The 24,225-nt window shown below is 59.3% G+C and carries 20 protein-coding genes and 1 tRNA gene; 8 read left to right on the top strand and 13 right to left on the bottom strand.

Features of this window, described 5'->3' with window-relative positions; translation table 11 throughout:
• Positions 1-69: 69 nt before the first annotated feature.
• Positions 70-2,382 (top strand): NADP-dependent malic enzyme, encoded by a 2,313-nt coding sequence (locus tag DUT91_RS00185; protein ID WP_114438376.1) that lies wholly within the window; start codon positions 70-72, stop codon positions 2,380-2,382.
• 195 nt (positions 2,383-2,577) lie between these two features.
• A complete protein-coding gene (locus DUT91_RS00190; protein WP_147272131.1) occupies positions 2,578-3,864 on the top strand; it encodes a DUF2865 domain-containing protein in 1,287 nt (428 codons plus the stop codon).
• Here DUT91_RS00190 and gltX read toward each other — a convergent pair.
• From gltX to rpiA, 8 genes are all read right to left on the bottom strand, one after another.
• The gene (gltX, locus tag DUT91_RS00195; RefSeq protein ID WP_114438378.1) at positions 3,782-5,155 is read right to left on the bottom strand and encodes a glutamate--tRNA ligase; all 1,374 of its coding nucleotides are present in this window, start codon (positions 5,153-5,155) and stop codon (positions 3,782-3,784) included. The two genes, DUT91_RS00190 and gltX, sit on opposite strands and share 83 nt — an antisense overlap.
• A gap of 13 nt (positions 5,156-5,168) precedes the next feature.
• Positions 5,169-6,848, bottom strand: a complete 1,680-nt coding sequence (locus DUT91_RS00200; RefSeq protein ID WP_425373734.1) for an NAD+ synthase — start codon at positions 6,846-6,848, stop codon at positions 5,169-5,171.
• A gap of 66 nt (positions 6,849-6,914) precedes the next feature.
• Entirely contained in the window at positions 6,915-7,265 is a 351-nt protein-coding gene (locus tag DUT91_RS00205) for a diacylglycerol kinase (RefSeq protein WP_114438380.1), read from the bottom strand.
• Between the two features lie 70 nt (positions 7,266-7,335).
• Positions 7,336-7,725 carry a GFA family protein gene (locus DUT91_RS00210; RefSeq protein ID WP_114438381.1) on the bottom strand — a complete coding sequence of 130 codons (390 nt, stop codon included), beginning with the start codon at positions 7,723-7,725 and terminating at the stop codon, positions 7,336-7,338.
• 86 nt (positions 7,726-7,811) lie between these two features.
• Positions 7,812-9,191, bottom strand: coding sequence for a class II 3-deoxy-7-phosphoheptulonate synthase (locus tag DUT91_RS00215; protein WP_114438382.1), 1,380 nt, complete (start codon positions 9,189-9,191; stop codon positions 7,812-7,814).
• Between the two features lie 189 nt (positions 9,192-9,380).
• Positions 9,381-10,769, bottom strand: coding sequence for a glutathione-disulfide reductase (gene gor / locus DUT91_RS00220; RefSeq protein WP_114438383.1), 1,389 nt, complete (start codon positions 10,767-10,769; stop codon positions 9,381-9,383).
• 115 nt (positions 10,770-10,884) lie between these two features.
• A complete protein-coding gene (locus DUT91_RS00225) occupies positions 10,885-11,424 on the bottom strand; it encodes a DUF2059 domain-containing protein (RefSeq protein WP_114438384.1) in 540 nt (179 codons plus the stop codon).
• A gap of 7 nt (positions 11,425-11,431) precedes the next feature.
• Complete coding sequence (gene rpiA / locus DUT91_RS00230; RefSeq protein ID WP_200834882.1) at positions 11,432-12,145, bottom strand: ribose-5-phosphate isomerase RpiA; 714 nt, start codon at positions 12,143-12,145, stop codon at positions 11,432-11,434.
• 192 nt (positions 12,146-12,337) lie between these two features.
• On the opposite strand from rpiA, the gene gph reads away from it, so the two are divergent.
• Positions 12,338-13,021 carry a phosphoglycolate phosphatase gene (gene gph, locus DUT91_RS00235; protein ID WP_425373726.1) on the top strand — a complete coding sequence of 228 codons (684 nt, stop codon included), beginning with the start codon at positions 12,338-12,340 and terminating at the stop codon, positions 13,019-13,021.
• Between the two features lie 49 nt (positions 13,022-13,070).
• The gene (locus DUT91_RS00240) at positions 13,071-13,328 is read left to right on the top strand and encodes a hypothetical protein (RefSeq protein ID WP_245419415.1); all 258 of its coding nucleotides are present in this window, start codon (positions 13,071-13,073) and stop codon (positions 13,326-13,328) included.
• Positions 13,329-13,410: 82 nt separating this feature from the next.
• Here DUT91_RS00240 and DUT91_RS00245 read toward each other — a convergent pair whose 3' ends face one another.
• The 4 genes from DUT91_RS00245 to DUT91_RS00260 all read right to left on the bottom strand — a co-directional run bounded on the left by DUT91_RS00245 (position 13,411) and on the right by DUT91_RS00260 (position 18,909).
• A complete protein-coding gene (locus tag DUT91_RS00245; protein ID WP_114438386.1) occupies positions 13,411-13,686 on the bottom strand; it encodes an HU family DNA-binding protein in 276 nt (91 codons plus the stop codon).
• A 182-nt stretch (positions 13,687-13,868) separates the two neighbouring features.
• Positions 13,869-16,298: an endopeptidase La gene (lon, locus tag DUT91_RS00250; RefSeq protein WP_114438949.1), complete on the bottom strand. Its 2,430-nt coding sequence runs from the start codon at positions 16,296-16,298 to the stop codon at positions 13,869-13,871.
• 357 nt (positions 16,299-16,655) lie between these two features.
• Entirely contained in the window at positions 16,656-17,930 is a 1,275-nt protein-coding gene (gene clpX, locus DUT91_RS00255; RefSeq protein WP_114438387.1) for an ATP-dependent Clp protease ATP-binding subunit ClpX, read from the bottom strand.
• A 349-nt stretch (positions 17,931-18,279) separates the two neighbouring features.
• The gene (locus DUT91_RS00260) at positions 18,280-18,909 is read right to left on the bottom strand and encodes an ATP-dependent Clp protease proteolytic subunit (RefSeq protein ID WP_114438388.1); all 630 of its coding nucleotides are present in this window, start codon (positions 18,907-18,909) and stop codon (positions 18,280-18,282) included.
• Positions 18,910-19,192: 283 nt separating this feature from the next.
• On the opposite strand from DUT91_RS00260, the gene DUT91_RS00265 reads away from it, so the two are divergent.
• The gene (locus DUT91_RS00265; RefSeq protein WP_114438389.1) at positions 19,193-20,983 is read left to right on the top strand and encodes a chloride channel protein; all 1,791 of its coding nucleotides are present in this window, start codon (positions 19,193-19,195) and stop codon (positions 20,981-20,983) included.
• 199 nt (positions 20,984-21,182) lie between these two features.
• Here DUT91_RS00265 and DUT91_RS00270 read toward each other — a convergent pair.
• Positions 21,183-21,257: transfer RNA gene (locus tag DUT91_RS00270), tRNA-Val, on the bottom strand.
• Between the two features lie 159 nt (positions 21,258-21,416).
• On the opposite strand from DUT91_RS00270, the gene DUT91_RS26090 reads away from it, so the two are divergent.
• The 3 genes from DUT91_RS26090 to DUT91_RS00285 all read left to right on the top strand — a co-directional run bounded on the left by DUT91_RS26090 (position 21,417) and on the right by DUT91_RS00285 (position 24,182).
• Positions 21,417-21,560 (top strand): hypothetical protein, encoded by a 144-nt coding sequence (locus tag DUT91_RS26090; protein WP_200834860.1) that lies wholly within the window; start codon positions 21,417-21,419, stop codon positions 21,558-21,560.
• Positions 21,561-21,779: 219 nt separating this feature from the next.
• On the top strand, positions 21,780-23,192 hold the full coding sequence (locus DUT91_RS00280; protein WP_114438391.1) for a circularly permuted type 2 ATP-grasp protein: 1,413 nt from the start codon (positions 21,780-21,782) through the stop codon (positions 23,190-23,192).
• A 48-nt stretch (positions 23,193-23,240) separates the two neighbouring features.
• Positions 23,241-24,182 (top strand): alpha-E domain-containing protein, encoded by a 942-nt coding sequence (locus tag DUT91_RS00285; protein WP_114438392.1) that lies wholly within the window; start codon positions 23,241-23,243, stop codon positions 24,180-24,182.
• Positions 24,183-24,225 lie beyond the last annotated feature (43 nt).

Consider the following 24,225-nt stretch of genomic DNA (forward strand, 5'->3'; position numbering starts at 1 on the left):
CCTCGCATCCCGCTCGGCGCGCTCCAGCGCCGGTATTTTCCAGCCCGCTTCCCCGGAAAGTAATTGACCATGAGCAAGCCCCCCAAGCCCGTCCTCTCCGATTTCGATGAAGCGGCCCTGTTCTTCCACCGCTATCCCAAACCGGGAAAACTGGAGATCCAGGCGACGAAATCGCTGGGCAACCAGCGCGACCTGGCGCTTGCCTATTCTCCCGGCGTCGCCGCTCCCTGCCTTGCCATCTTTGATGACCCGTCGCTCGTCGCCGAATATACCGCACGCGGCAACCTCGTCGCCGTCGTATCAAACGGCACCGCCGTTCTCGGCCTCGGCAATATCGGCCCCCTCGCCTCCAAGCCAGTGATGGAAGGCAAGGCGGTTCTGTTCAAGAAATTCGCTGATATCGATGTCTTCGATATCGAAATCGATGCAAATGAGATCGACCGTATCGTCGAGGTGGTGGCTGCCCTGGAGCCGACCTTCGGCGGCATCAATCTCGAGGATATCAAGGCGCCGGAATGCTTTGAGGTGGAGGAGCAACTGCGCGCCCGGATGAAAATCCCGGTGTTCCATGACGACCAGCACGGTACGGCCATCATCGTGGCGGCGGCGATCCTTAATGGGCTGGAACTCGCCGGAAAGGACATCGCCTCAGCCAAGATCGTCGCCTCAGGCGCGGGCGCGGCGGCGCTCGCTTGTCTCAACCTTTTGGTGACGCTGGGCGCGAAGCGCGAGAACATCTGGGTCTGCGACCTGGAAGGCGTGGTCTATGAGGGCCGCACGGTGCTCATGGATCGGTGGAAAGCCGTCTACGCGCAGAAGACCGATGCCCGCGTGCTGGCCGATGTCATCACAGGTGCCGATGTTTTCCTCGGGCTTTCCGCCGCCGGCGTGCTGAAGCCGGAACTTCTGAAGCAGATGGCCCCGCAACCGCTGATTATGGCGCTGGCCAACCCGACGCCTGAGATCATGCCGGAAGCCGCCCGGCTTGCCCGCGCCGATGCGATGATCTGCACCGGGCGCTCGGATTTCCCCAACCAGGTCAACAACGTCCTCTGTTTCCCCTATATCTTCCGTGGCGCGCTCGATGTCGGCGCGACGGCGATCAACGAGGAAATGAAGATGGCTGCGGTCAAGGCGATTGCCGCACTTGCCCGCGAGGAGCCATCCGATGTCGCCGCGCGCGCTTATTCCGGCGAAACGCCGACCTTCGGCCCCGATTATCTCATCCCCTCGCCCTTCGACCAGCGCCTGATCCTGCGCATTGCGCCTGCTGTCGCGAGAGCCGCGATGGAAACAGGCGTCGCCACCCGTCCGATCGAGGACATGGAAGCCTATCTCGACAAGCTCAACCGCTTCGTCTTCCGTTCAGGCCTCATCATGAAGCCCGTCTTCACTGCCGCCCGCGTCGCGGAGAAGAAGCGCGTCATCTATGCCGACGGCGAGGACGAGCGCGTCCTGCGCGCCGCGCAAGTCGTTATCGAGGAAGGCATCGCCATCCCGACGCTGATCGGGCGTCCGCAGGTGGTCGAAACCCGCCTCAAGCGTTATGGCCTCAGGATCCGTATCGGCATCGATTTCGAGCTCATCAATCCCGAGGACGACCCCCGCTATCGCGATTATGTCGATCTGTTCCTGAAATATACCGGCCGCCAGGGCGTGACGCCGGAGACCGCACGCACCATCGTGCGCACCAATGCGACCGCCATCGCCGCACTTGCGGTGATGCGCGACGAGGCGGACGCCATGATCTGTGGGCTGGAAGGCCGTTTCGAGCGTCATTTGCGGCTGGTTGGTCAGATCATCGGCAAGGCGAAGGGCCTGCGTGATTTCTCCGCTCTGAGCCTGCTCATCTCGCAGCGCGGCACCCTGTTCCTGACGGACACCTACGTGACCGTCGATCCTGATGCGGAGGACATCGCCGAAATGACGATCCTCGCCGCCAATGAAATCCGCCGTTTCGGCATTGAACCGAAGGCCGCGCTCCTTTCTCACTCGAACTTCGGTTCCAAGGATTCCGAAAGCGCGGAAAAGATGCGGCGCGCCACCGCGATCCTCAGCGAACGCCATCCCGGTCTCGAAGTCGATGGTGAGATGCATGGCGATGCGGCGCTGTCGCAGGCCTTGCGCGAACGCGCCTTCCCGGCTTCACGGCTGACGGGCGAGGCCAATCTCCTGGTCTTCCCGAACCTCGACGCCGCCAATATCACGCTCAATGTGGTCAAGAGCGTCACCGAAGCACTGCATGTCGGACCGATATTGCTGGGTGCGGCAAGACCCGCCCACATCCTGACACCGTCGGTTACCTCGCGTGGTATCGTCAACATGACAGCGCTTGCCGTGGTTGAAGCATCTCAGCGGATCGACACAGAAAAACAACTATAAAGCAACTATATTTGATTATTACTTCACAGGAGAATGATTGTTAGTGACAGCTTAAGATATTGAAGTTAGCTTCCGTTCAGGAGCTTGCGGATTCGGGGCATAATCTGGGGAAAATGACGTCAAAAGCCTCGATAGTTCGGAGAACTACGGATTCATGTGCCGGGTTTTACCGAAAGATCAGGGCTGACGACATTGATGAGCAGATTTTTTCTAACGATCACTATAGCAAGCATCGCTATCAGCATGTTTGCCGTCTCGACAGGAGATGGCAACGCCGCCTCCCCCGTCTGCAGCAAATTGCAGCGGCAACTGGCCTCCCTGTCCGGTCGAAGCCGGGGGGGCGCCAACAGCCCGGCTGTCCGCCAGTTGCAAAGCCAACTGACGCATGCCCGCATTGGCGCAAGACAAGCCGGCTGTACCGGCGGGTTGTTCTCGCGACCTTCTAATTCCCCTCAATGCCTCAGCATCAACGCCTCCATCAATAAGTTGACGGCCAGCATTGCGCAGGCGAAGCAGGGCGGTGGCGGAGGAGCAGACCGCCAGCGTGTATTGGCGGCGTTGTCCGCCAATGATTGCAGCGCACCGCAGAAGCGATCAGTCGGGCTTTTCACCCGCCTCTTCAACAACGAGAGGCGACAACAAACAGAGGAGCCTGAGACCACAGTCTCTCCCATGGTGAGGCGAACGAGAGCCGCTATCCAGCCTAAGCGCGAAAAGGAGCGCACGCGCGCTGTGGTACGAGAACGGGAGCGCGAACGCGAACGTGAGCCCGTCAAACGACGCGTCGAAAACGTTTCGGCAACCAATGAAGGCGCGGCGCCGGTCAGAAACTATTCCGTCAAGAGCGGCTTTCGCACGCTATGCGTCCGCACATGCGACGGCTATTACTTTCCGATATCCTTTTCCACCGAACGCCGGTTCTTCCCGCGCGACCGCAATGCGTGTTCGGCGATGTGCCCCGGCACCGATGTCGCGTTGTATTATCATGATGTGAAGAACGAGGAATCCGAGGACATGGTGTCCGCTGACACCAACATGCCCTATGCAACGCTGCCGACTGCCTTCGACTATCGCACAGCAACGACATCGCCCCCCGGATGCACTTGTCAGGCTGCGCGCCAGAGCTTGCCAGTCGAAGGAAGCGCGTTCACCGCACAAAATCAACCCAGCGCGCCGAGCGGTGCAATCGACAAGAACTTTACGATGCTTGGCCATGGCGGCGATGAACAGGCGGAGTCGGACAAGACGTCCTCCTTTATCGGCGTTCCGCGCATGCGCCCAGACCCGGCAGCCGACCCTGAAACAATGCTCAACACCGAAGGTGGCCTCAACAGGGACGACTTGCAGAGACTGACGGAAAAAGATGCCTCCGTCCTGACCAGTTCGACGGGAACAAGGATCAGGGTCGTCGGCCCAACGTTCCTTCCCGACCGAAAAGAGGCAAAAGGTCTGCGAGCTCCGGGCCAGAAGAAAGACCGGTAAGCGCAAGGCGCAAGGGCATGAACAAAGTCTTGCCCTTGCGCCCGCTGGCTTCCTTGACCGCATCGGTCCATATCTTCCATGTCTGCCGGTCCCACGGCTCCGGCGGCAGGAAGTCGAAAGCCTGACGCACGAAGGCTATGTCTTCCTCCGACAGATCCGGGGTGGAGTGCACCCCCTCATTGACAATCTTCCACCAAAGCGACGCGTCGCTGACGCGGCCGAGATTGCCGCGTACGGCTATCCAGAACGCCTCCGCACTCTCACCCTCTATGCCTAACGCCGCCAGTCGTCCGCGCACCGCCTCGAAGTCAAGCGTATGGACCAGCGCGCGGTTGAGGGTATCCAACTCGGCCGGATCGAACTTCGCCGATGATTTGGAGGTCGCCGCCGGATCGAAATGCTCAGCCAGCACCTGCATGTCGGCCGCGGCGATGACGTTTTCCGAGCTGCCGATCAGCACCGCCAGCGAAGCGACCGCCATCGGCTCATAACCTGCCTCCCGCAAGGAGCCGACCGAAAGCGAGCCACTGCGCTTCGACAGTCCCTCGCCCGAGATGGTGGTCAGGAGATTATGATGCCCGAACTCCGGCGGCTCGGCGCCGAGCGCCTGGAAAAGCGCGATCTGCGCACCGGTATTGGTGACATGATCGTCGCCGCGGATGATATGGCTGATGCCCATGTCGATATCGTCGGCGACCGAGGGCAGCGTGTAGAGATAGGTTCCGTCCTCGCGCACCAGCACAGGGTCCGACATTGACGCCAGATCGACTGTCTGCGGCCCGCGCACCAGATCGTCCCAATGAACCTCCGTGCGCACAGGCGAGAACGGATCGTCCTTGAAATTCGGCAGCAGGAAGCGCCAATGGGCTTTACGTCCCTCAGCCTCGAACGCCGTGCGCTCCGCATCCGTCTGCTTCAGAGCCTCGCGGCCATAGATCGGCGGCAGCCGGCGTGTGAGACGCAGCTTGCGCCGGCGCTCCAGCTCTTCCGTCGTTTCGTAGCAAGGATAGAGCAGCCCCGCGCTTTTCAGCTTTTCCACCGCCGCGTCATAGACGGCGAAACGCTTCGACTGATGCTCCACCCGGTCAGGCTTGACACCAAGCCAATCGAGGTCCGTGGCGATCGCCTCGGCATATTCGCTCTTCGAGCGCTCGACATCCGTGTCGTCGAAGCGGAGTACGAAACGCCCGCCGTTCTTCAGCGCAAACAGCCAGTTGAACAAAGCTGTTCGCGTGTTGCCGATATGGATATAGCCCGTCGGAGACGGGGCGAAACGGACGGTGACGGTCATCGATGTACCTGAATTATGACCGGTCTCTGAACCGGTTGGTGATGGGATAGCGGCGGTCGCGGCCGAAATTCTTCCTGGTGATCTTCACGCCCGGCGCCGATTGCCTGCGCTTGTATTCGGCGATGTAGAGCAGATGCTCGATGCGGTGCACCGTGTCACGGTCGTGACCGCGCGCCACGATGTCCTCGACGCCCATCTCGTTTTCCACAAGGCATTCCAGAATGTCGTCAAGCACGGGATAAGGCGGCAGCGAATCCTGATCCGTCTGGTTCTCGCGCAACTCCGCCGAAGGCGCCTTGTCTATGATGTTTTGCGGAATGACCACACCCGAGGAACCGAGCGCAGTTGGCGGCACATGGCCGTTGCGCCAGGCGGAAAGCGCATAGACCTGCATCTTGTAGAGATCCTTGATCGGATTGAAACCGCCATTCATATCGCCATAGAGCGTGGCGTAGCCGACCGACATTTCGGACTTGTTGCCCGTCGTTACCACCATCGAACCGAACTTGTTGGAGATGGCCATCAGGATCGTTCCGCGCGTGCGGCTCTGCAAATTCTCTTCGGTAATGCCTTCCTTGGTGCCGTCGAACATCGGCGCCAGCGCATTCATGAAGCCGTCCACAGGCTCGAAGATCGGCACGATATCATAGCGGCAGCCGAGCGCGCGCGCGCAATCCTCGGCGTCTTTCAGCGAATCCTTCGACGTATAGCGATAAGGCATCATCACTGCGCGAAGCCGCTCTTCGCCGAGCGCATCGACGGCCAGCGCCGCGCACAGGGCCGAATCGATGCCACCGGACAGGCCGAGGACCACATTCTTGAAACCGTTTTTGTTGACGTAGTCGCGCAGGCCTAGCATGCACGCACGGTAATCAGCCTCTTCCTTTTCCGGGATTTTCGACATCGGGCCGCCGACGCAGGCCCAGCCATCGCCGCTTCGCTTCCAAGTGATGACCGCCAGTTGCTCCTCGAACTGCGACATCTGGAAGGCAAGCGATTTGTCTGCATTGATGGCGAAGGAAGCACCATCGAAAACAAGCTCGTCCTGGCCGCCGAGCTGGTTGGCGTAAAGCAGCGGCAGCCCGGTTTCGATCACTTGCCTGATCGCCACCTGATGACGCACGTCCAGCTTGTCACGATAATAGGGCGAGCCATTGGGCACGAGCAGGATTTCCGCCCCGCTCTCGCTAAGCGTCTCGCAAACGCCGAAATCGCCCCAGATATCCTCACAGATCGGAATGCCGAGTCGCACACCGCGGAAATTGACCGGACCCAGCATTGGTCCCGCCACGAAGACCCGCTTCTCGTCGAATTCGCCATAATTCGGCAGATCGACCTTATAGCGCTCGGCAATCACGTCTCCGCCATCAAGCACCATCACCGAATTATGCAAACCGGTGTCACGCTTCAGCGGCGTGCCGATGATCACGCCAGGTCCCCCATCGATTGTATCGACGGCGAGTTCACGCACCGCTTTCTCGCAGGCATCGGTGAAGGCCGGCTTCAGCACCAGATCTTCCGGCGGGTAGCCCGAGATGAAAAGTTCGGTGAAGAGGACGATATCCGCCCCCTGGCGCGCAGCATCGGCGCGCGCCTCGCGGGCCTTGGCGAGATTGGCCTCGATATCGCCCAGCATCGGATTGAGCTGGGCCACGGCAATACGCAAAATATCGGGAACGACAGGCTTTTTCATCATGGGAAAGCTTTAGCGCGAGGGCATCAAGGTTGCAATCTGGTCTGGCGATCGGACGCCTGACATTCAACCCCAAAAGGCCTGGAATAATGCATAACCCCAGACTGTAGCAGCAAGAATGATCGAGATCAGTACGGCGAGCGAGCCGCAATCCTTGGCTATCTGGATATCCTTCTGGAACTCGCGCGAGACGGCATTGCAAGCCGCCTCGATGCCGGTATTGAGCACTTCGATCATGATGAGGAACAGGATGGCGCCGGTCAGTAGTAGAAACATCAGTGCGCTTTCCGCGATGTAAAGCGCCACGGGAATGGAAAGGGCGAAAAGCGCCAGTTCCTGCTGTACAGCCTTCTCGTGGCGCGCCAGCCAGCGCAGCGCCCGCATCGAATTGATGAATGCCAGCAAGATGCGTTGCATATCGATTCCCCGTCGCGCTTCAGGGAAAGCTTTAGAACAAGATCAATTTGGATAGAAGCCCCGATCGAGCCTACGGATACTGCGGCAATCCGTCGTCGATGTCGTAATAATCGCCCTTGTCCGCAGTGAAAATATGCCGCTCGCCATGAAGCCCGGTTGGCCGGTCGAACGCCCCCGCCATAACGGAGACATAATCGCGATCGTTGTGTTTCCAGAATAATACGGAGCCACAAATCCGGCAAAAACCGCGGCGCGCCGTCTCGCTGGATTGGTACCAGGTGATATTTTCGGCGCCGTCTACGCGAATGGAATCGTCGGCCACATTGGTCGCGGCATAGTGATGCCCTGATTGCTTGCGACATTGCGTGCAGTGGCAATAGATGATGCCACGCAGTGGCCCACGCGTTTCAAGGTGCACTGCTCCGCACAGGCATGATCCGGTATGATGATCTTCAGGCAATTCCCCACCCCGTCCTCGAAATGCAGCAGGGCGGGAGTGTAAACTCCCGCCCTGCTCTGGCAATCAACAAATTCTGAATGCAGGCTTCAGCCGTTCACAACCTTCTTCTGCGGCTGGGCGTCGCGTTCCTTCTTCAGGAGCTCGGCGACAAGGAACGCCAGTTCCAGCGCCTGGTCCGCGTTGAGGCGCGGATCGCAATGGGTGTGATAGCGATCCGACAGATCCTCCGCCGAGATGGCGCGCGCGCCGCCGGTGCATTCGGTGACGTTCTTGCCCGTCATCTCGATATGGATACCGCCGGGATAGCTGCCCTCGCCGCGATGAACCGCGAAGAAGGTTTCCACCTCTTTCAGGATGCGGTCGAAAGGCCGCGTCTTGTAGCCATTGGCGGTGATCGTGTTGCCATGCATCGGATCGCAGGACCATACAACCTTACGCCCTTCCTTCTGGACGGCGCGGATGAGCTTGGGCAGATGATCGGATACCTTGTCGTAGCCGAAGCGCGCAATCAGCGTGAGGCGGCCCGGCTCGTTTTCCGGGTTGAGCACATCGATCAGCTTGAGAAGATTATCCGGCTCCAGCGAGGGACCGCATTTCAGGCCGAGCGGGTTCTTGATGCCCCGGCAATATTCCACATGCGCATGGTCCGCCTGGCGCGTGCGGTCGCCGATCCAGATCATGTGGCCGGACGTGCCGTACCAGTCTCCGGACGTGGAATCGACGCGCGTCAGCGCTTCCTCATAGCCGAGAAGCAAAGCTTCATGACTGGTATAGAAATCCGTCTCGCGCAGCCGGGCATGGCTCTCCGACGTGATGCCGATGGAGCGCATGAAATCCATCGTCTCGGAAATGCGTCGGGCCAGGGCCTCGTAGCGCTCGCCCTGCGGGCTGTTGGCCACAAAACCAAGCATCCACTGATGCACGTTTTCCAGATTGGCATAGCCGCCCTGCGCGAAGGCGCGCAAAAGGTTGAGCGTCGCCGCCGACTGGCGATAGGCCATGTCCAGGCGGTTCGGATCAGGAATGCGCGATGCCGGATCGAAATCGATGCCGTTGATGATATCGCCGCGATAGGCAGGCAGTTCGACGCCGTCCTTGATCTCGGTGTCTGACGAGCGCGGCTTGGCGAACTGTCCGGCGATGCGCCCGACCTTGACCACCGGCTGCGACGCGCCGAATGTCAGAACGACCGCCATCTGCAGGAACACGCGGAAGAAGTCGCGAATATTGTCGGCGCCATGCTCGGCGAAGCTTTCGGCGCAATCACCGCCCTGGAGCAAGAACGAACGGCCTTCGGCGACTTCACCCAGTTGACGGGTGAGATTGCGCGCCTCACCTGCAAAAACGAGCGGCGGATAAGAACGAAGACGAGACTCCACATCGGCCAGAACCTGTGCGTCCGGATAGGACGGCACCTGCTTGATCGGCTTGCCTCTCCAGGATTGCGGTGTCCAGTTCTTCGTCATTGCAGCACCTGCTTGCTACTATCCGCGCCTTATTTGCGGAATACTAAAATTGCCCGCGCGCAGGATGGCGCGCAGGATGCGCTCATATAAAGCAAAGCTGGTCAATATACTAGGCGCGAATCGTCCCGATAGCTCCAGCTTTTTGTCGGCAAGGCTTATCGATTCGAACCTGTATTCCGGATTGCGCTCCTAGACCCGCTCGCCATTCACGATGCGATAGGTCGGCTGGTACATCGTCACGAGTTCCTCGGCTGCTGTCGGATGCACCGCCATGGTGCGGTCGAAATCGTCCTTCGTCGCTCCGGCCTTGAGTGCGATGCCCAGAAGCTGCGCCATTTCGCCAGCATCGGGCCCGAGAATATGCGCGCCCAGCACCCGGCGAGTCTGCCCATCGACCACCAGCTTCGTCAGCATCTTCTCCTGCCGCCCGGAAAGCGTGTTCTTCATCGGCCGGAAATGCGCGCGGTAGATCTCCACCTCGGGATATTTCTCGGCCGCTTCTTCCTCCGAAAGGCCTATCGTGCCGATCTCCGGCTGCGAGAATACGGCGGTGGCGATGAGCTGATGATCCGGCTTGGTCGGATTGTTCTTGAATGCGGTTTGGAGGAAGCACATCGCTTCGTGGATCGCGACCGGCGTCAGTTGCACCCGGTTGGTCACGTCGCCCACCGCCCATATGTGGGGAACATTGGTGCGCGAGAATTCATCGACGTGCACGGCGCCCAGAATGTCGGTCTCCACGCCGGCCTTTTCCAGGCCGAGACCTTCCGTGTTGGGAATGCGTCCGAGCGCCAGCATCGCCTGGTCGACGAGCAGGATCTCTCCGCCTGAGAGCATGACGTCGAGCCTTCCATCGGTGCGCTGTGAGACGCGCTCGAACACTTCGCTGCACAATACCCGGATGCCCTTGGCCTCCATCGCCTCATGCAGGAGCCGGCGCAGATCACCATCAAAGCGCTGCAATATCTCAAGGCCGCGATAGACCAGGGTGGTCTCTACGCCGAGCCCGTGGAAGATATTGGCGAACTCGACCGCGATATAGCCGCCGCCGGCGATGACGATCGACTTGGGCAGTTCGGCGAGATGGAATGCCTCGTTGGAGTTGATGCAGAGCTCATGCCCCGGCAGCGCCGCATGCGGATTGGGCCGCGCGCCTGTCGCGATCAGGATCTGCTCCGCAGTCACTCTTTTACGCGATGAAACGATCTCGATCGTATGCTCGTCCACCAGCACGGCACGGCTGTCGAAAATCTCGACCTTCGAATTATCGAGCCCTTTGCGGTAAAGCCCCTCCAGCCTGTCGATTTCGCGGTCCTTGTTGGCGATCAGCGTCTGCCAGTCGAAGGATGTTTCTCCAACACTCCAGCCATAGCCGGCCGCGTCTTCGAAATGCTCGCTGAATTGTGAGGCATAGACGAACAGCTTCTTCGGCACGCAACCGCGGATGACGCAAGTGCCACCCATCCGGTACTCCTCGGCGAGCCCGACGCGTTTTCCCATGGCGCCGGCCAGCCGCCCGGCCCGCACACCGCCGGACCCGCCGCCGATGACAAAGAGATCATAATCGTAAGAAACCATAGAAAACCCCGGATGATCGATGACCTAAGTGTTGAAGGCCTCACATACAGACTGCAACACGAATTAAAAAGCCCGGCCTTAAGCCGGGCTTTCAATGTCGCGTGAGCGAGCACTGTTATTGCTGCGGCTGAGCGGGCTGGGCCGGTTGAGCCGCGCCATCCTGCTGGGCGATAGCCTCGCCCACCGACTGGGCCAGGTCGCGCGCTATGCCGTTCTGCCAGATATTGGCCGCCTTCAGCACTTCGCGGGTCACGATCGGTCCCTCGGAGATCAGCTTCTTGCCCGCGGGCGAATCGTAAAAAGCCGAGATCGCCTTCAATTCCTCTTCCGAGAAGGATTTGGCATAGGCCCGCGCGGCTTCCGTCTCCAGATCAGCGCGGCGCGCGGCAAGCGCCAGCGCCTTCTCGTCGACGGTCTGGGTGATCACAGCCTCCAGGTTCGGATCCTTCTGGATCAACTCCGCCTTGAGCGCCTGTGCGGCGCGGGGCAGAATCGCGTCGAACTGCTCTGTAGCATCAATGGCCGCAATCGCCTGACGCGCAGCGGCCAGATGGGATTCGGAAATTTCCTGCGCCTGGGCTGCATGAATGCCTGCAATAACTGCGAGCGCTGCAAATGGTGCAATCAAACGGCGAAAGCCAGTTGCCTGGGTCATATGATCGTTACTCCGTTGTCTCTGGATTGGTCATTGTCCGGATACCGCCCGCGCCGGCGATAATCGCTGCACTGGCCAGCCCCAGGAAAAGTCCATGCTCCACGACGCCTGGAATGGCGTGCAAAGCGTTGGATAAAGCTCTTGTATCGGGAATGCGGCCAAAAGATGCATCCAAAATATAATGCCCCCCATCGGTAATGAAGGGCTTCCCGTCCTCCTTTAACCGCAACGCGACGGGTCCCGCAAGACCGAGATCGGCCGCCGCCCTGGCGATGGCGACCTTTGTCGCGCCGAGGCCGAAAGGATTGACCTCGATAGGCAGCGCAAACTGCCCGAGCGTCTCGACAACTTTCGTCGCGTCAGCGATCACGATCATCTTTTCGGCTGCGGCAGCCACGATCTTTTCGCGCAGCAGCGCACCGCCCCCGCCCTTGATCAACGAGAGCGCGCCGTCCACCTCGTCAGTCCCGTCGATGGCGAGATCAAGCTCCGGCACCTCGTCCAGCGTGGTCAGGGGAACGCCCAGTTCCCGGCACAAACGGGCGGTGCGTTCGGATGTCGCCACGCCAATGATGTTCAGGCCATTGGCCACCTTGTCGGCCAGAAGCCGCACGAACTCTTCCGCCGTCGAACCGGAGCCGATCCCGAGCCGCATGCCGTCACGCACATAGGTCAACGCTTCGGCCGCCGCGGCGATCTTCAGCTTGAGCGCATCCATCAACTCTCCCCCAAGTCCCATTCAAAATCTGCTTTTATGCCGATTACGGCCATTGGAAGCTGCATCTATCATGCGAATGGAAATGCACAAAGCCTGTTTTGCGGCTTATTAAGCTGCGTACCCAAGCTATAACTTGAGCAACGGACGATGTTCCGCTAGGAATTGAATTCGATCCTCCTCATCCGGATTTCATCAATGACAAAGCCCATTGTCGTGTTCGACCTAGACGGAACGCTGGTCGATACAGCTCCAGATCTGCTGGACAGCCTCAACCACTGTCTGGCCCACGCAGGCATGGCGAAAGTCGACCCGGTGGCGTTGCGCCGTTTCGTCGGCCATGGGGCGCGGGTAATGATCGAACGCGCCTTCGAAGCGCAGAAAAATCTCCTGTCGCCCGAACAACTCGACTGGCTGGTCGGGCTCTTTCTGGAGCATTACAGCGCGAACATGCCCGGCCGCTCGCAGCTTTTCCTCGGCGCTCACGAGGCGATGCACCGCTTGACGGCTGCCGGCTATACGCTTGCCGTCTGCACCAACAAGTTCGAAGCGCTTTCCGTGAAACTCCTGACCGAACTTGGCCAGGCGGACCGTTTTGCCGCGATTTGCGGCGGCGATACGTTCAGCTTCCGCAAACCCGACCCGCGACACCTCATCGAAACGATCGGGCGCGCCGGTGGCGACCCGGACCGCGCTGTGATGGTTGGCGACAGCCGCACGGATATCGATACGGCCAAGGCAGCCGGCATCCCTGTCGTGGCGGTGGATTTCGGCTACACGGACCAGCCGGTCCAGACATTCGATCCGAGCCGGGTCATTTCGCATTTCGACGAACTGACCCCCGACATGGTCCAGGACCTGATCATGGCGACGGCGATTTAAAGATCATCACCGGCTGGAAAATCCATCGGAAAGCTTTTAAGCTGGCGCAATGCGCAACCGATTTTTTCAGATACTTTGCCTCGCAACCACAGCAGGCGCGATCAGCGCCAATATGTCGCTTGCCGAGGAAAACAAGACCCTGCCGGGCGTGAAAGCGCCCAAGCCGATCGTAACCGCCCCGCCTCCCGAACCCGATCAGATGACGGATCCGTCAAGCCCGAAGACGTTTAGGATCGGCAACACCGATGTGACGATCTCCGGCGCCATCACGGTCGATGTTGGCACATTCAAGTCGTCGAGACGGTGAGACTGCGTTTACTGAAAAGCACAATTAAAAAGCCCGGCATCGCTGCCGGGCTTTTTTTAATTCTGCAATGATCAACAGACAATCAGCCGTTGACCGCATCCTTCAGGCCTTTACCGGCCGAGAACTTCGGCACGTTGCGGGCCGGGATGGCGACTTCCTTGCCGGTCGACGGATTGCGGCCCGTCGAAGCGGCACGGTGCGAAACTGAGAAAACGCCGAAGCCCGGAAGACGGACATCGCCGCCTGCTTTCAGGGATCCGGTAACCAATTCAATGACGGCATCGACGGCCGAAGCGGCGTCGGTCTTCGTCAGACCGGCCTTTTCCGCAACCGCGGCGACCAATTCGTTCTTGTTCATAGGGGCATTTCCTTTCTCTCATTTGCCGGGAACTTGCGACTCGGCCGGCACGCGCGGAGTTTATTCGAATCAGTCGGCAAACCAAGCCACGCAAGTCAAAAAAGCCCGGAAAACCGGGGTTAAACACAGAAATGCCGGGCAAAATGCCCGGCATTATGTTCATTTAAGGCCGAAACTCGGTGTCAATGCGCTACTGAGGCAGCAGCATCGTCGTCCACCGCGCCCGCAACGGGCGTGACAGGCGTTGTCGGCTCGGTCCATTCGATAGGCTCAGGCATCCGCACCAGCGCGTGCCTGAGAACCTCTCCCGCACGCGACACCGGGATGATTTCAAGATTGTTCTTCACATTGTCCGGGATCTCCGCCAGGTCCTTGGCGTTCTCTTCCGGGATCAGAACTGTCTTGATGCCGCCGCGCAATGCAGCCAGAAGCTTCTCCTTCAACCCGCCGATCGGCAGCACCCTGCCCCTCAACGTGATCTCGCCGGTCATCGCCACATCCTTGCGGACAGGAATGCCGGTGAGGATCGAGACGATGGCCGTCACCATGGCGACACCAGCCGATGGTCCGTCCTTCGGCGTAGCGCCTTCAGGGACGTGGACGTGGATGTCGCGTTTGTCGAACACCGGCGGCTCGATGCCGAAATCGACGGCCCGCGAGCGGACATAGGACGCCGCCGCCGAAATCGATTCCTTCATCACGTCGCGCAGATTGCCCGTCACCGTCATGCGGCCCTTGCCGGGCATCATGACGCCTTCGATGGTCAGCAATTCGCCGCCCACTTCCGTCCAGGCAAGTCCGGTAACGACGCCCAGTTGATCCTCGCCCTCGATCTGGCCGAAGCGGAACTTCTGCACGCCCAGATAATCGGCAAGGTTGGCTTCTGTGACCTTCACCGCCTTCTTCTTGGTTTTCAGGATTTCGGTGACCGCCTTGCGCGCCAGCTTCATCAGCTCGCGCTCGAGGTTACGCACGCCAGCTTCCCGTGTATAATAGCGGATGATGTCGCGCAGCGCTCCCTCGCTGACGGAGAACTCCTTGGGCTGAAGCGCATGGTCGCGGATCGCCTTCGGCAGAAGATGCCGCTTGGAAATCTCGAGCTTCTCGTCCTCGGTATAGCCGGCGATACGGATGATCTCCATGCGGTCCATCAGGGGCGCAGGGATGTTCAGCGTGTTCGCCGTCGTCACGAACATCACGCTCGAAAGATCGTATTCGACCTCCAGATAGTGGTCCATGAACGTCGAGTTCTGCTCGGGATCGAGAACCTCCAACAAGGCCGAAGACGGATCGCCGCGGAAATCCTGGCCCATCTTGTCGATCTCGTCGAGAAGGAACAGCGGGTTGGACTTCTTCGCCTTCTTCATCGACTGGATGACCTTGCCGGGCATCGAGCCGATATAGGTGCGGCGGTGACCACGGATCTCCGCCTCGTCGCGCACGCCGCCAAGAGACATGCGGACATATTCACGCCCCGTCGCCTTGGCGATCGAGCGGGCAAGCGAGGTCTTGCCGACGCCGGGAGGTCCGACGAGGCAGAGGATCGGCCCCTTGATCTTGGTTGAGCGCGCCTGTACCGCGAGATATTCGACGATGCGCTCCTTCACCTTGTCGAGACCGTAATGCTCGGTATCGAGCACCTCCTCGGCAAAGTTCAGATCCTGCTTGACCTTCGACTTCTTGCCCCACGGGATGGACAGGAGCCAGTCGAGATAGTTGCGAACCACCGTGGCTTCCGCCGACATCGGGCTCATGTTGCGCAGCTTCTTCAGCTCCGCATTCGCCTTTTCGCGCGCTTCCTTCGAAAGCTTGGTCTTGTTGATGCGCTCTTCCAGCTCGGCCGCCTCGTCGCGGCCGTCCTCGCCGTCGCCGAGCTCCTTCTGGATCGCCTTCATCTGCTCATTGAGATAATATTCGCGCTGCGTCTTCTCCATCTGCCGCTTGACGCGGCTGCGGATGCGCTTTTCCACCTGAAGCACGGAAATCTCGGCTTCCATGAAGGAAAGCGCCTTTTCCAGCCGCTCCCGCACGGAAAGGATCGAAAGCATCTCCTGCTTTTCAGGTATCTTTATCGCCAGATGCGAGGCAACCGTATCGGCGAGCTTTGAATAATCCTCGATCTGGCTTGCGGCGCCCACGACCTCCGGGGAGATCTTCTTGTTGAGCTTCACATAATTCTCGAAGTCGGCGACCACCGAGCGGGCAAGCGCCTCGATCTCGACTGGATCCTCTTCCGGCTCTTCGAAAGCGGAAGCATGAGCTTCGTGATAATCCTCGCGATCGGTGAAACTCGTAATCTTCGCGCGCGCGATACCCTCGACCAGCACCTTGACGGTACCATCGGGGAGCTTAAGGAGCTGCAGCACATTGGCAATCGTACCGATATCAAAGATGGCATCGGCTGCCGGATCATCGTCGGCTGCGTTCTTCTGCGTCGCAAGCAGGATCTGCTTGTCCACGCCCATGACTTCCTCGAGTGCGCGAATCGATTTTTCCCGTCCCACGAACAGCGGAACGATCATATGGGGGAAGACCACGATGTCGCGCAACGGAAGGACGGCATAAAGCCCGTCATTACCGCCCGCAGGTGTCTTCTTTTCTATACCCGTCATCATCAGTCCTTTCTCAGGCCGTTTGGCCGATTGCCATGTTTGTGCTCCCATGAACAGTCATCGGCAAGTCACAAACACGCATCAGTATCCGTTATCTGGCGACCCGGACGTTTCGATTCAAGCGTTGGAACAGAATCGTGAGGTCATCCTGCGCCGCCGCGGAACCAAGTGCAATCTCCGCCTGAATATCAGCCTTCTGCGGCCATTTATATACGCCTCATTCTGGGGCGGCTTGTAGAATTGACGGCGAAAGGCAGGATTTCCAGACTTTTCCCCTCATCCTTTGCAAATTCCGCCCTTTCATGAAAAAGGGCCGCGTTGCGCAGCCCCCTCTCAATTTCCGGTTCTGGAAAGGCCTTACGCCGAGGCGTTGCCCTTTTCCTCCTGCCGCTCGGCATAGATATAAAGCGGCCGGGCATTGCCGTCCACCACATCGCCCGAGATCACCACTTCCTGCACGCCGTCGAGCGTCGGCAGGTCGAACATGGTGTCGAGAAGGATCTTTTCCATAATGGAGCGCAGGCCACGCGCGCCGGTCTTGCGTTCCACCGCCTTGTTGGCGATGGCGCGCAGCGCGTCCTCGTGGAACGACAGCTCGATATTCTCCATCTCGAAGAGACGCTGATACTGCTTGACCAGCGCGTTCTTCGGTTCCGAGAGAATCTGCACCAGCGCATCGACATCCAGATCTTCAAGCGTCGCGATCACAGGCAAGCGCCCGACAAACTCCGGGATGAGCCCGAACTTCAGCAGGTCCTCCGGCTCCAGTTCGCGGAAGATCGCGCCGATGCGGCGATCGTCCGCCGCCTTGACGTTGGCACCGAAGCCGATCGAGGTCTTTTCGCCGCGTGCCGAGATGATCTTGTCGAGCCCGGCAAACGCGCCGCCACAGATAAACAGGATGTTGGTCGTGTCCACCTGCAGGAATTCCTGCTGCGGATGCTTGCGTCCACCCTGCGGCGGAACGGAAGCGACCGTGCCTTCCATGATCTTCAGCAGCGCCTGCTGGACACCCTCGCCCGACACGTCGCGGGTAATCGACGGATTGTCCGACTTGCGGCTGATCTTGTCGACCTCGTCGATATAGACGATGCCGCGCTGCGCCCGCTCGACATTGTAATCCGCCGACTGCAGCAGCTTCAGGATGATGTTCTCGACATCCTCGCCAACATACCCCGCTTCCGTCAGCGTCGTCGCATCGGCCATCGTGAATGGCACGTCGATGATGCGGGCGAGCGTCTGGGCGAGATAGGTCTTGCCGCAACCCGTCGGCCCGACGAGCAGGATATTCGACTTCGCCAGCTCGACTTCATTATTCTTCGACTGGTGCGCCAGCCGCTTGTAATGGTTGTGCACGGCGACGGAGAGAACCCGTTTCGCATGGTTCTGCCCGATGACGTAATCATCGAGCACGGCCATGATCTCCTGCGGAGTGGGCACGCCTTCGCGCGACTTCACCATCGAGGATTTGTTTTCCTCGCGGATGATGTCCATGCAGAGCTCGACACACTCGTCACAGATGAAGACGGTCGGGCCAGCAATCAGCTTGCGGACCTCGTGCTGGCTTTTTCCGCAAAACGAGCAATAGAGCGTATTCTTGGAATCGCCACCATTGTTGCTGACTTTGCTCATTGCAGTTTCCTTTCCCTACCGGCCGTATCGCCCTTCGACGATACCGCCGCAAATCTCATTGTTCCTAACCGACGTTCCCGACCGAAAAACGACGAATTGCCGGAACAACCCTTTAGAAGCCACCTTTTCAGAACCACCGTCACGAAACAAACATAAAACCAGCAACGCGGCAATGAATTCAGTGCATTCCTCCAAGTTAGGCCTGTTAAAGCCAATAATCGCTTAACGTAGCGACTGCTGCGTCATCCACAAGCCCGAAGCCGGGCTGTTTTGTGACATAAAGGTCGCACCCCCGATGCAGAACTGCGCATCGGGGAGCTCAATCGCCAGCTAGCTAACCCGGAACTGTCTATTTTGATCCGCCTTCGATCACTTCACGCGATTCGATCACCGCATCGATCAAGCCGAAATCCTTCGATTCTTCAGCTGTCATGAAATGGTCGCGGTCCAGTGTGCGCTCAATCGTGTCATAATCACGACCGGTATGCTTGACATAGATCTCGTTGAGGCGGCGCTTCAGCTTGATGATATCCTGCGCATGACGTTCGATATCCGAGGCCTGGCCCTGGAACCCGCCGGAAGGCTGATGCAGCATGATGCGCGCATTCGGCAGCGCATAACGCATGCCGGTTGCGCCCGCCGTCAGGAGAAGCGAGCCCATCGACGCCGCCTGCCCCATGCAGAGCGTGGAGACGGGCGGGCGGATGAACTGCATCGTGTCATAGATCGACATGCCTGAGGTCACCACGCCACCGGGCGAGTTGATGTACATGCTGATCTCCTTCTTCGGATTTTCCGATTCGAGAAACAGAAGCTGCGCGCAAACCAGCGACGCCATGCCGTCCTCGACCGGACCCGTAATGAAGATGATGCGTTCTTTAAGCAGACGGGAAAAAATGTCATAGGCCCGCTCGCCGCGATTGGTCTGCTCGACGACCATCGGCACGAGGTTCATGGCTGTTTCGATGTGATCTCTCATTTGGGCCCCTAAATCTGGAGATTGTATTTTGAATATCATGGGCCGCCATGCACCGGCCCATACGCTGGATTCGTCCTCGTTCCATACATAAGGTGAGGCAACCCCCTTCCGCAAGATGGAGAAACCATCACCACCGATGTTACCGCAGCCAGCTGGACAATGCGGATCCGGTGAATACGCCGTCTATCGCGCGCGTTAATCAGTTAAGACCTGAGGCCGACAGGTTGCTGTTGCCGTGAACGACGCTAGACTGTCATGGCATCCGAATTGCCAAGGACCGCTCGTGCCCTTCGAAACATCGAAAATCATCAATACGGGCAAGCTTCGCCTTCGAACGCTCGCCATCCTGCGCATTCTCAACGCGCGCGGCGTCGCGATCGTGCTCCTGGGCTGTATCGTCGGCGTGCTGGCCGGCAGCGCAGTTGTCCTGATCGGCTGGATCGTCAACCAGCTACACACGTTTCTCTATGCGATCCCCAGCGGCGCACGCCTCTCCGGGATGTTCGCATTGGCCCGCCCGGAAATGGCGCTCATTCCGGTAATTGGCGGGGTCCTGATCGGGCTTAGCGCGTTTCTTCTCCGCCGCTGGCGAATGCGAGGCCCCATAGATCCGATCGAGGCCAACGCGCTCTATGGCGGACGCCTGTCGATGACCGACACTTTCATCGTCGCCCTGCAGACCATCGTCTCCAGCGGTTTTGGTGCATCAGTCGGGCTCGAAGCGGCTTATACCCAGGCCGGTGCGGGCGTCGCCTCCAGGCTGGCCAGATTCTTCGGCTTGCGCCGCAGCGATGTCCGACTGCTGGTCGGGTGCGGTGCAGGCGGTGCGATCGCGGCGGCGTTCGGCGCACCGCTCACCGGCGCGTTCTATGGCTTCGAGCTTATCGTCGGCGTTTATTCCATTGCAAACGTGGCCCCTATGATGGCGGCGGCGGTATCGGCCTCGCTGATGGCCGGATATCTGGGCGGAACGCCCTTCCCGATCGAACTGGGCGCACTGCCCCCGATGAAGGCGGGGCAGTACATACCCTTTTTGATCCTGGGGCTGATCGCCGGTGGTCTTTCGATCGCGATCATGCAACTGGTGACGGTAGTCGAACGGTTTTTCTCCAGACTGGCGATCAGCAGTGTTCTGCGGCCCGCCATCGGCGGATGCGTCATCGGCCTCCTCGCATTGATGACCCCGCAGGTCCTGTCCAGCGGCCATGGAGCCCTGCATCGCGAACTGGAGATGAACTACGGGCTCTATGTCATCGCGGAACTCTTTGTTTTGAAACTCCTGGCTTCAGCCGTCTCGCTCGGGTCGGGATTTCGCGGCGGCCTGTTCTTCGCGTCGCTGTTTCTCGGGGCGCTCGCCGGCAAGATATTCGCCGAGATCATGATGATCATCTCGCCTGAAACGGGTATCGATCCGGTCGTCGCAGCCGTAGTGGGCATGACCTCGCTCGCCGTGGGTGTCGTGGGAGGTCCGCTGACCATGACCTTCCTTGCCCTTGAATCCACCGGAAACCTGACGCTCACCGGGGTCGTTTTGGCGGCGTCGATCATGTCCGCGATGCTGGTTAGGGAGACATTCGGCTATTCGTTCTCAACCTGGCGCTTCCATCTGCGTGGAGAGACCATTCGCGGCGCCCAGGACATCGGTTGGATGAGAAATCTCACCGTCGGCCGCATGATGCGCGAGGATATCCGCACCGTGCCCTGCGACATAACCATTGCCCAGTTCCGCAAAGAGGTGCCGCTCGGCTCCGTACAGCGGATCATCGCGACGGAGGGGGACAGGAAATATGTCGGCATCGTGATCGTCGCCGAGGTCCATGCCCTGCGGTCAGATCCCGCAACCGATGAACGACCGATATCCGAAATGGTCAAAAACCGCGACACGATGCTGCTGCCGACGATGAATGTTAAGGTGGCGGCCGAGATGTTCACCAAGACAGGAAGCGAGGAGCTTGCGGTCATCGACGATTTCACGAACCGCCGGGTGCTCGGCCTCCTGACCGAAGGCTACCTCCTGCGCCGCTATGCGGAGGAACTCGACAAGGCGAGAAAGGACATATCAGGGGAACGCTGATATGACCCGCGTGGAGAGCTAAGAAGCAAAAAGCTGATCGGTTCCCTGTGTTCAAACTTCAGCGCTTCGCCGACAAAAGATGACCGAGCTCCACGAATTCTCCATGAAACGCTATTCCATGTTCCACTTTTGTTTGCCGAATCTTGCCGGATACCGATTTACAGAGAAATCGTATTTATCAATAAATCAAATGGTTAAATGGTGGGCGCGACAGGGATTGAACCTGTGACCCCTCCCGTGTGAAGGGAGTGCTCTCCCGCTGAGCTACGCGCCCATCCGACCGAATGGCTGGAAGGCAGGCCGGATATACGTGGGACGACATGGTCCGTCAAGCGGGCCTCTCCCGCTTTTAAGGCCCATGGAAAACACCACAGGAATTTTGCGGGAACTCTTTTTTCCGCAAGCCGTTGACCCCTCGAAAAGAGAGGTCTGCATGACGAAGACAGTGAAAAACGAAAAGGCAAAGCAGGGAAGATGGGGAACCCAGGTCCTCACCATCCTGGCGGTTTCCCTCGTTCTGGTGTTCATCGTCTGGGGGATTGCCGAGATTTACGGTCAACTGATTGCGCCATCCTAATCGCGAAGGGTCGTTTCATAACAACCCGCGCCGGCCGCAGCTGACCCCACGGCGTCGCCCTAAATTTAATCACCCACCTGCTGCAAAATGCATCTACTCGTGCGCAGACGCCTGCTTTTTGGGCGGACACTGCCTCTGATTCCCTAAAGTGCGGATCAAGCTTGCTTTTTTTTCCGAACGCGCTTGAAATGGCCCCAATAAATAAAAAGGGGGACATGGGTGAAGCCATTTGATGAAATGCTGCTCGAAGGCGACGGTGTCCGGCCGCCTTACAAAACTCTGAATAAATGGCTCGAAACGCAAAATCCTGAAAAGCTGGCGCAGAAGACGATCGACGCCGAAAACGTCTTCCGCAAGACGGGCATCACCTTCGCCGTCTATGGCGATCAAGAAGCCGCCGAACGCCTGATCCCGTTCGATATCATCCCGCGTATCATCTCCGGCCAGGAATGGCGGCGCCTGTCGCAGGGGATCGAACAGCGCGTCATGGCGCTGAATGCCTTTCTCGACGACATCTATCACCGTCAGGAGATCGTGCGCGCGGGCCGCATCCCGAAGGAAATGATCACAAACAACGAAGCCTTCGTCCCCGAGATGATCGGCTTCCGCCCTCCCGGCAATGTCTACACCCATATCATCGGTGTCGATATCGTGCGCACGGCCGAAAACCAGTTCTACGTGCTGGAGGACAATGCCCGCACGCCGTCAGGCGTCTCCTACATGCTGGAGAACCGGGAAACGATGATGCAGCTCTTCCCCGAGCTGTTCCAGCATGTGAAGGTGCGCCCCGTCGAGACCTATCCGCAATTGCTGCGCCAGTCCCTCGCCGCGGTCGCGCCGGCGGTCACCCAGGGTGCCCCGACTATAGCCGTGCTGACGCCCGGCATCTATAATTCAGCCTATTTCGAACATGCCTTCCTCGCCGACCAGATGGGTGTGGAACTGGTCGAGGGCAGCGACCTGCGCGTTGTCGACGGCCGGGTCGCCATGCGCACGACCGAAGGCTTCCGTCCGATCGACGTGCTCTACCGGCGTGTCGATGACGCCTATCTCGACCCCCTCACCTTTCGCCCTGATTCGACGCTCGGCGTCGCCGGCATCATGGATGTCTATCGCGCCGGCAATATCACCATCGCCAATGCGCCCGGCACCGGCATCGCCGACGACAAGGCGATCTATTCCTATATGCCCGAGATCGTGGAGTTCTACACCGGGCGCAAGGCCATACTCGAAAACGTGCCTACCTGGCGCTGTTCAGAAAAAAGCAGCCTCGCCTATGTCCTCGAACATCTCGAGGAACTTGTGGTGAAGGAGGTGCATGGCTCTGGCGGTTACGGCATGCTTGTGGGCCCTGCCGCGTCGAAAAAGGAGCGTGAAGCCTTCGCCGAAAAGCTCAAAGCGCGACCCAACAACTACATCGCCCAGCCGACGCTGGCGCTCTCCACCACGCCAATCCTGACCGAGAAGGGCCTCGCGCCACGCCATGTGGACCTGCGCCCCTTCGTGCTCGTCTCCGACCGCATCCGCATCACGCCCGGCGGGCTGACACGCGTGGCGCTGAAGGAGGGATCGCTGGTGGTCAATTCGAGCCAGGGCGGCGGTACGAAAGACACGTGGGTTCTGGACGACTGACGCGCGAACAGAAGAAAAAACAAACGGCCAAGGGGGAACGGCACAGACATGCTTCTAGGACGCACCGCAAACGGCCTCTACTGGATGTTCCGCTATATCGAACGAGCCGAGAATATGGCGCGCATTGTCGATGCGGGCCTGCGAATGGCGCTGACCAAAACCTCCGACGCCCCTGAGGAATGGTCGTCGGTCGTTGTCAGCGCCGGTGTCGAGGTCGGCTTCTCCGGCAAACACAAGACCTACACGGCCGCGACCGTTTCCGATTTCCTGCTGCGCGATGCGGATAATCCGTCGAGCGTCATGTCCTGCATCGAGGCCGCCCGCTCCAATGCGCGTATGGTGCGCACCGCCCTTACCCGCGAAGCCTGGGAAAGCGTCAACGAGGCCTGGATGGTGCTGAAGAAATCGCTGTGCAGTCCCGTGCCGGAAAGCGACCTGCCTTCCGTGCTCGACCAGGTAAAACGTGAAACGGCGCTGATCCGCGGCGCATTCCACGGCACCATGCTCCGCAACGAGATTTTCAACTTTGCCCGGACAGGCACGTTCATCGAGCGCGCTGACAATACGGCCCGCATCCTTGACGTCAAATATTACGTACTCTTGCCCGCCATCTCCTATGTCGGGACGATGCTGGACAATTATCAGTGGGAATCGATCCTGCGCTCGGTTTCCGCCCACCGCTCCTATCGTTGGGTCTATGACGGCGACTACAAGCCCGCGCACATCGCCGACTATCTCATCCTCAACGGGCGCATGCCGCGATCGCTGCATTTCTGCTATCGCAACATCGTCGACAATCTCGGCTTCCTTTCCGCCGATTACGGTGCCCGCCATGCTGCCCAGGAAACGGCGGAAAGAAGCCATGCGACACTGAGGGACAACGATATAAACGGAATTTTCGAGACGGGGCTGCACGAATTCCTCTCGGATTTCATCGTCAAGAACAACCGTCTCGGCGCGGAAATCGCCGACGCCTACAATTTCGACTGAGCATGAATCAGAAAAGTTGCAGGTTTTTTCTGGTCATGTGTGA

The sequence above is a fragment of the Paramesorhizobium salinisoli genome (assembly GCF_003335045.1).
Classification (GTDB): Bacteria; Pseudomonadota; Alphaproteobacteria; order Rhizobiales; family Rhizobiaceae; genus Paramesorhizobium; species Paramesorhizobium salinisoli.

What these genes read in the sequence shown, in the direction of transcription:
- DUT91_RS00185 (WP_114438376.1), top strand. Translation starts at nt 70, where the DNA reads ATGAGCAAGCCCCCCAAGCCCGTCCTCTCCGATTTCGATGAAGCGGCC.
- DUT91_RS00190 (WP_147272131.1), top strand. Translation starts at nt 2,578, where the DNA reads ATGAGCAGATTTTTTCTAACGATCACTATAGCAAGCATCGCTATCAGC.
- gltX (WP_114438378.1), bottom strand. Translation starts at nt 5,155, where the DNA reads ATGACCGTCACCGTCCGTTTCGCCCCGTCTCCGACGGGCTATATCCAT.
- DUT91_RS00200 (WP_425373734.1), bottom strand. Translation starts at nt 6,848, where the DNA reads ATGAAAAAGCCTGTCGTTCCCGATATTTTGCGTATTGCCGTGGCCCAG.
- DUT91_RS00205 (WP_114438380.1), bottom strand. Translation starts at nt 7,265, where the DNA reads ATGCAACGCATCTTGCTGGCATTCATCAATTCGATGCGGGCGCTGCGC.
- DUT91_RS00215 (WP_114438382.1), bottom strand. Translation starts at nt 9,191, where the DNA reads ATGACGAAGAACTGGACACCGCAATCCTGGAGAGGCAAGCCGATCAAG.
- gor (WP_114438383.1), bottom strand. Translation starts at nt 10,769, where the DNA reads ATGGTTTCTTACGATTATGATCTCTTTGTCATCGGCGGCGGGTCCGGC.
- DUT91_RS00225 (WP_114438384.1), bottom strand. Translation starts at nt 11,424, where the DNA reads ATGACCCAGGCAACTGGCTTTCGCCGTTTGATTGCACCATTTGCAGCG.
- gph (WP_425373726.1), top strand. Translation starts at nt 12,338, where the DNA reads ATGACAAAGCCCATTGTCGTGTTCGACCTAGACGGAACGCTGGTCGAT.
- DUT91_RS00240 (WP_245419415.1), top strand. Translation starts at nt 13,071, where the DNA reads ATGCGCAACCGATTTTTTCAGATACTTTGCCTCGCAACCACAGCAGGC.
- DUT91_RS00245 (WP_114438386.1), bottom strand. Translation starts at nt 13,686, where the DNA reads ATGAACAAGAACGAATTGGTCGCCGCGGTTGCGGAAAAGGCCGGTCTG.
- lon (WP_114438949.1), bottom strand. Translation starts at nt 16,298, where the DNA reads ATGACGGGTATAGAAAAGAAGACACCTGCGGGCGGTAATGACGGGCTT.
- clpX (WP_114438387.1), bottom strand. Translation starts at nt 17,930, where the DNA reads ATGAGCAAAGTCAGCAACAATGGTGGCGATTCCAAGAATACGCTCTAT.
- DUT91_RS00260 (WP_114438388.1), bottom strand. Translation starts at nt 18,909, where the DNA reads ATGAGAGATCACATCGAAACAGCCATGAACCTCGTGCCGATGGTCGTC.
- DUT91_RS26090 (WP_200834860.1), top strand. Translation starts at nt 21,417, where the DNA reads ATGACGAAGACAGTGAAAAACGAAAAGGCAAAGCAGGGAAGATGGGGA.
- DUT91_RS00285 (WP_114438392.1), top strand. Translation starts at nt 23,241, where the DNA reads ATGCTTCTAGGACGCACCGCAAACGGCCTCTACTGGATGTTCCGCTAT.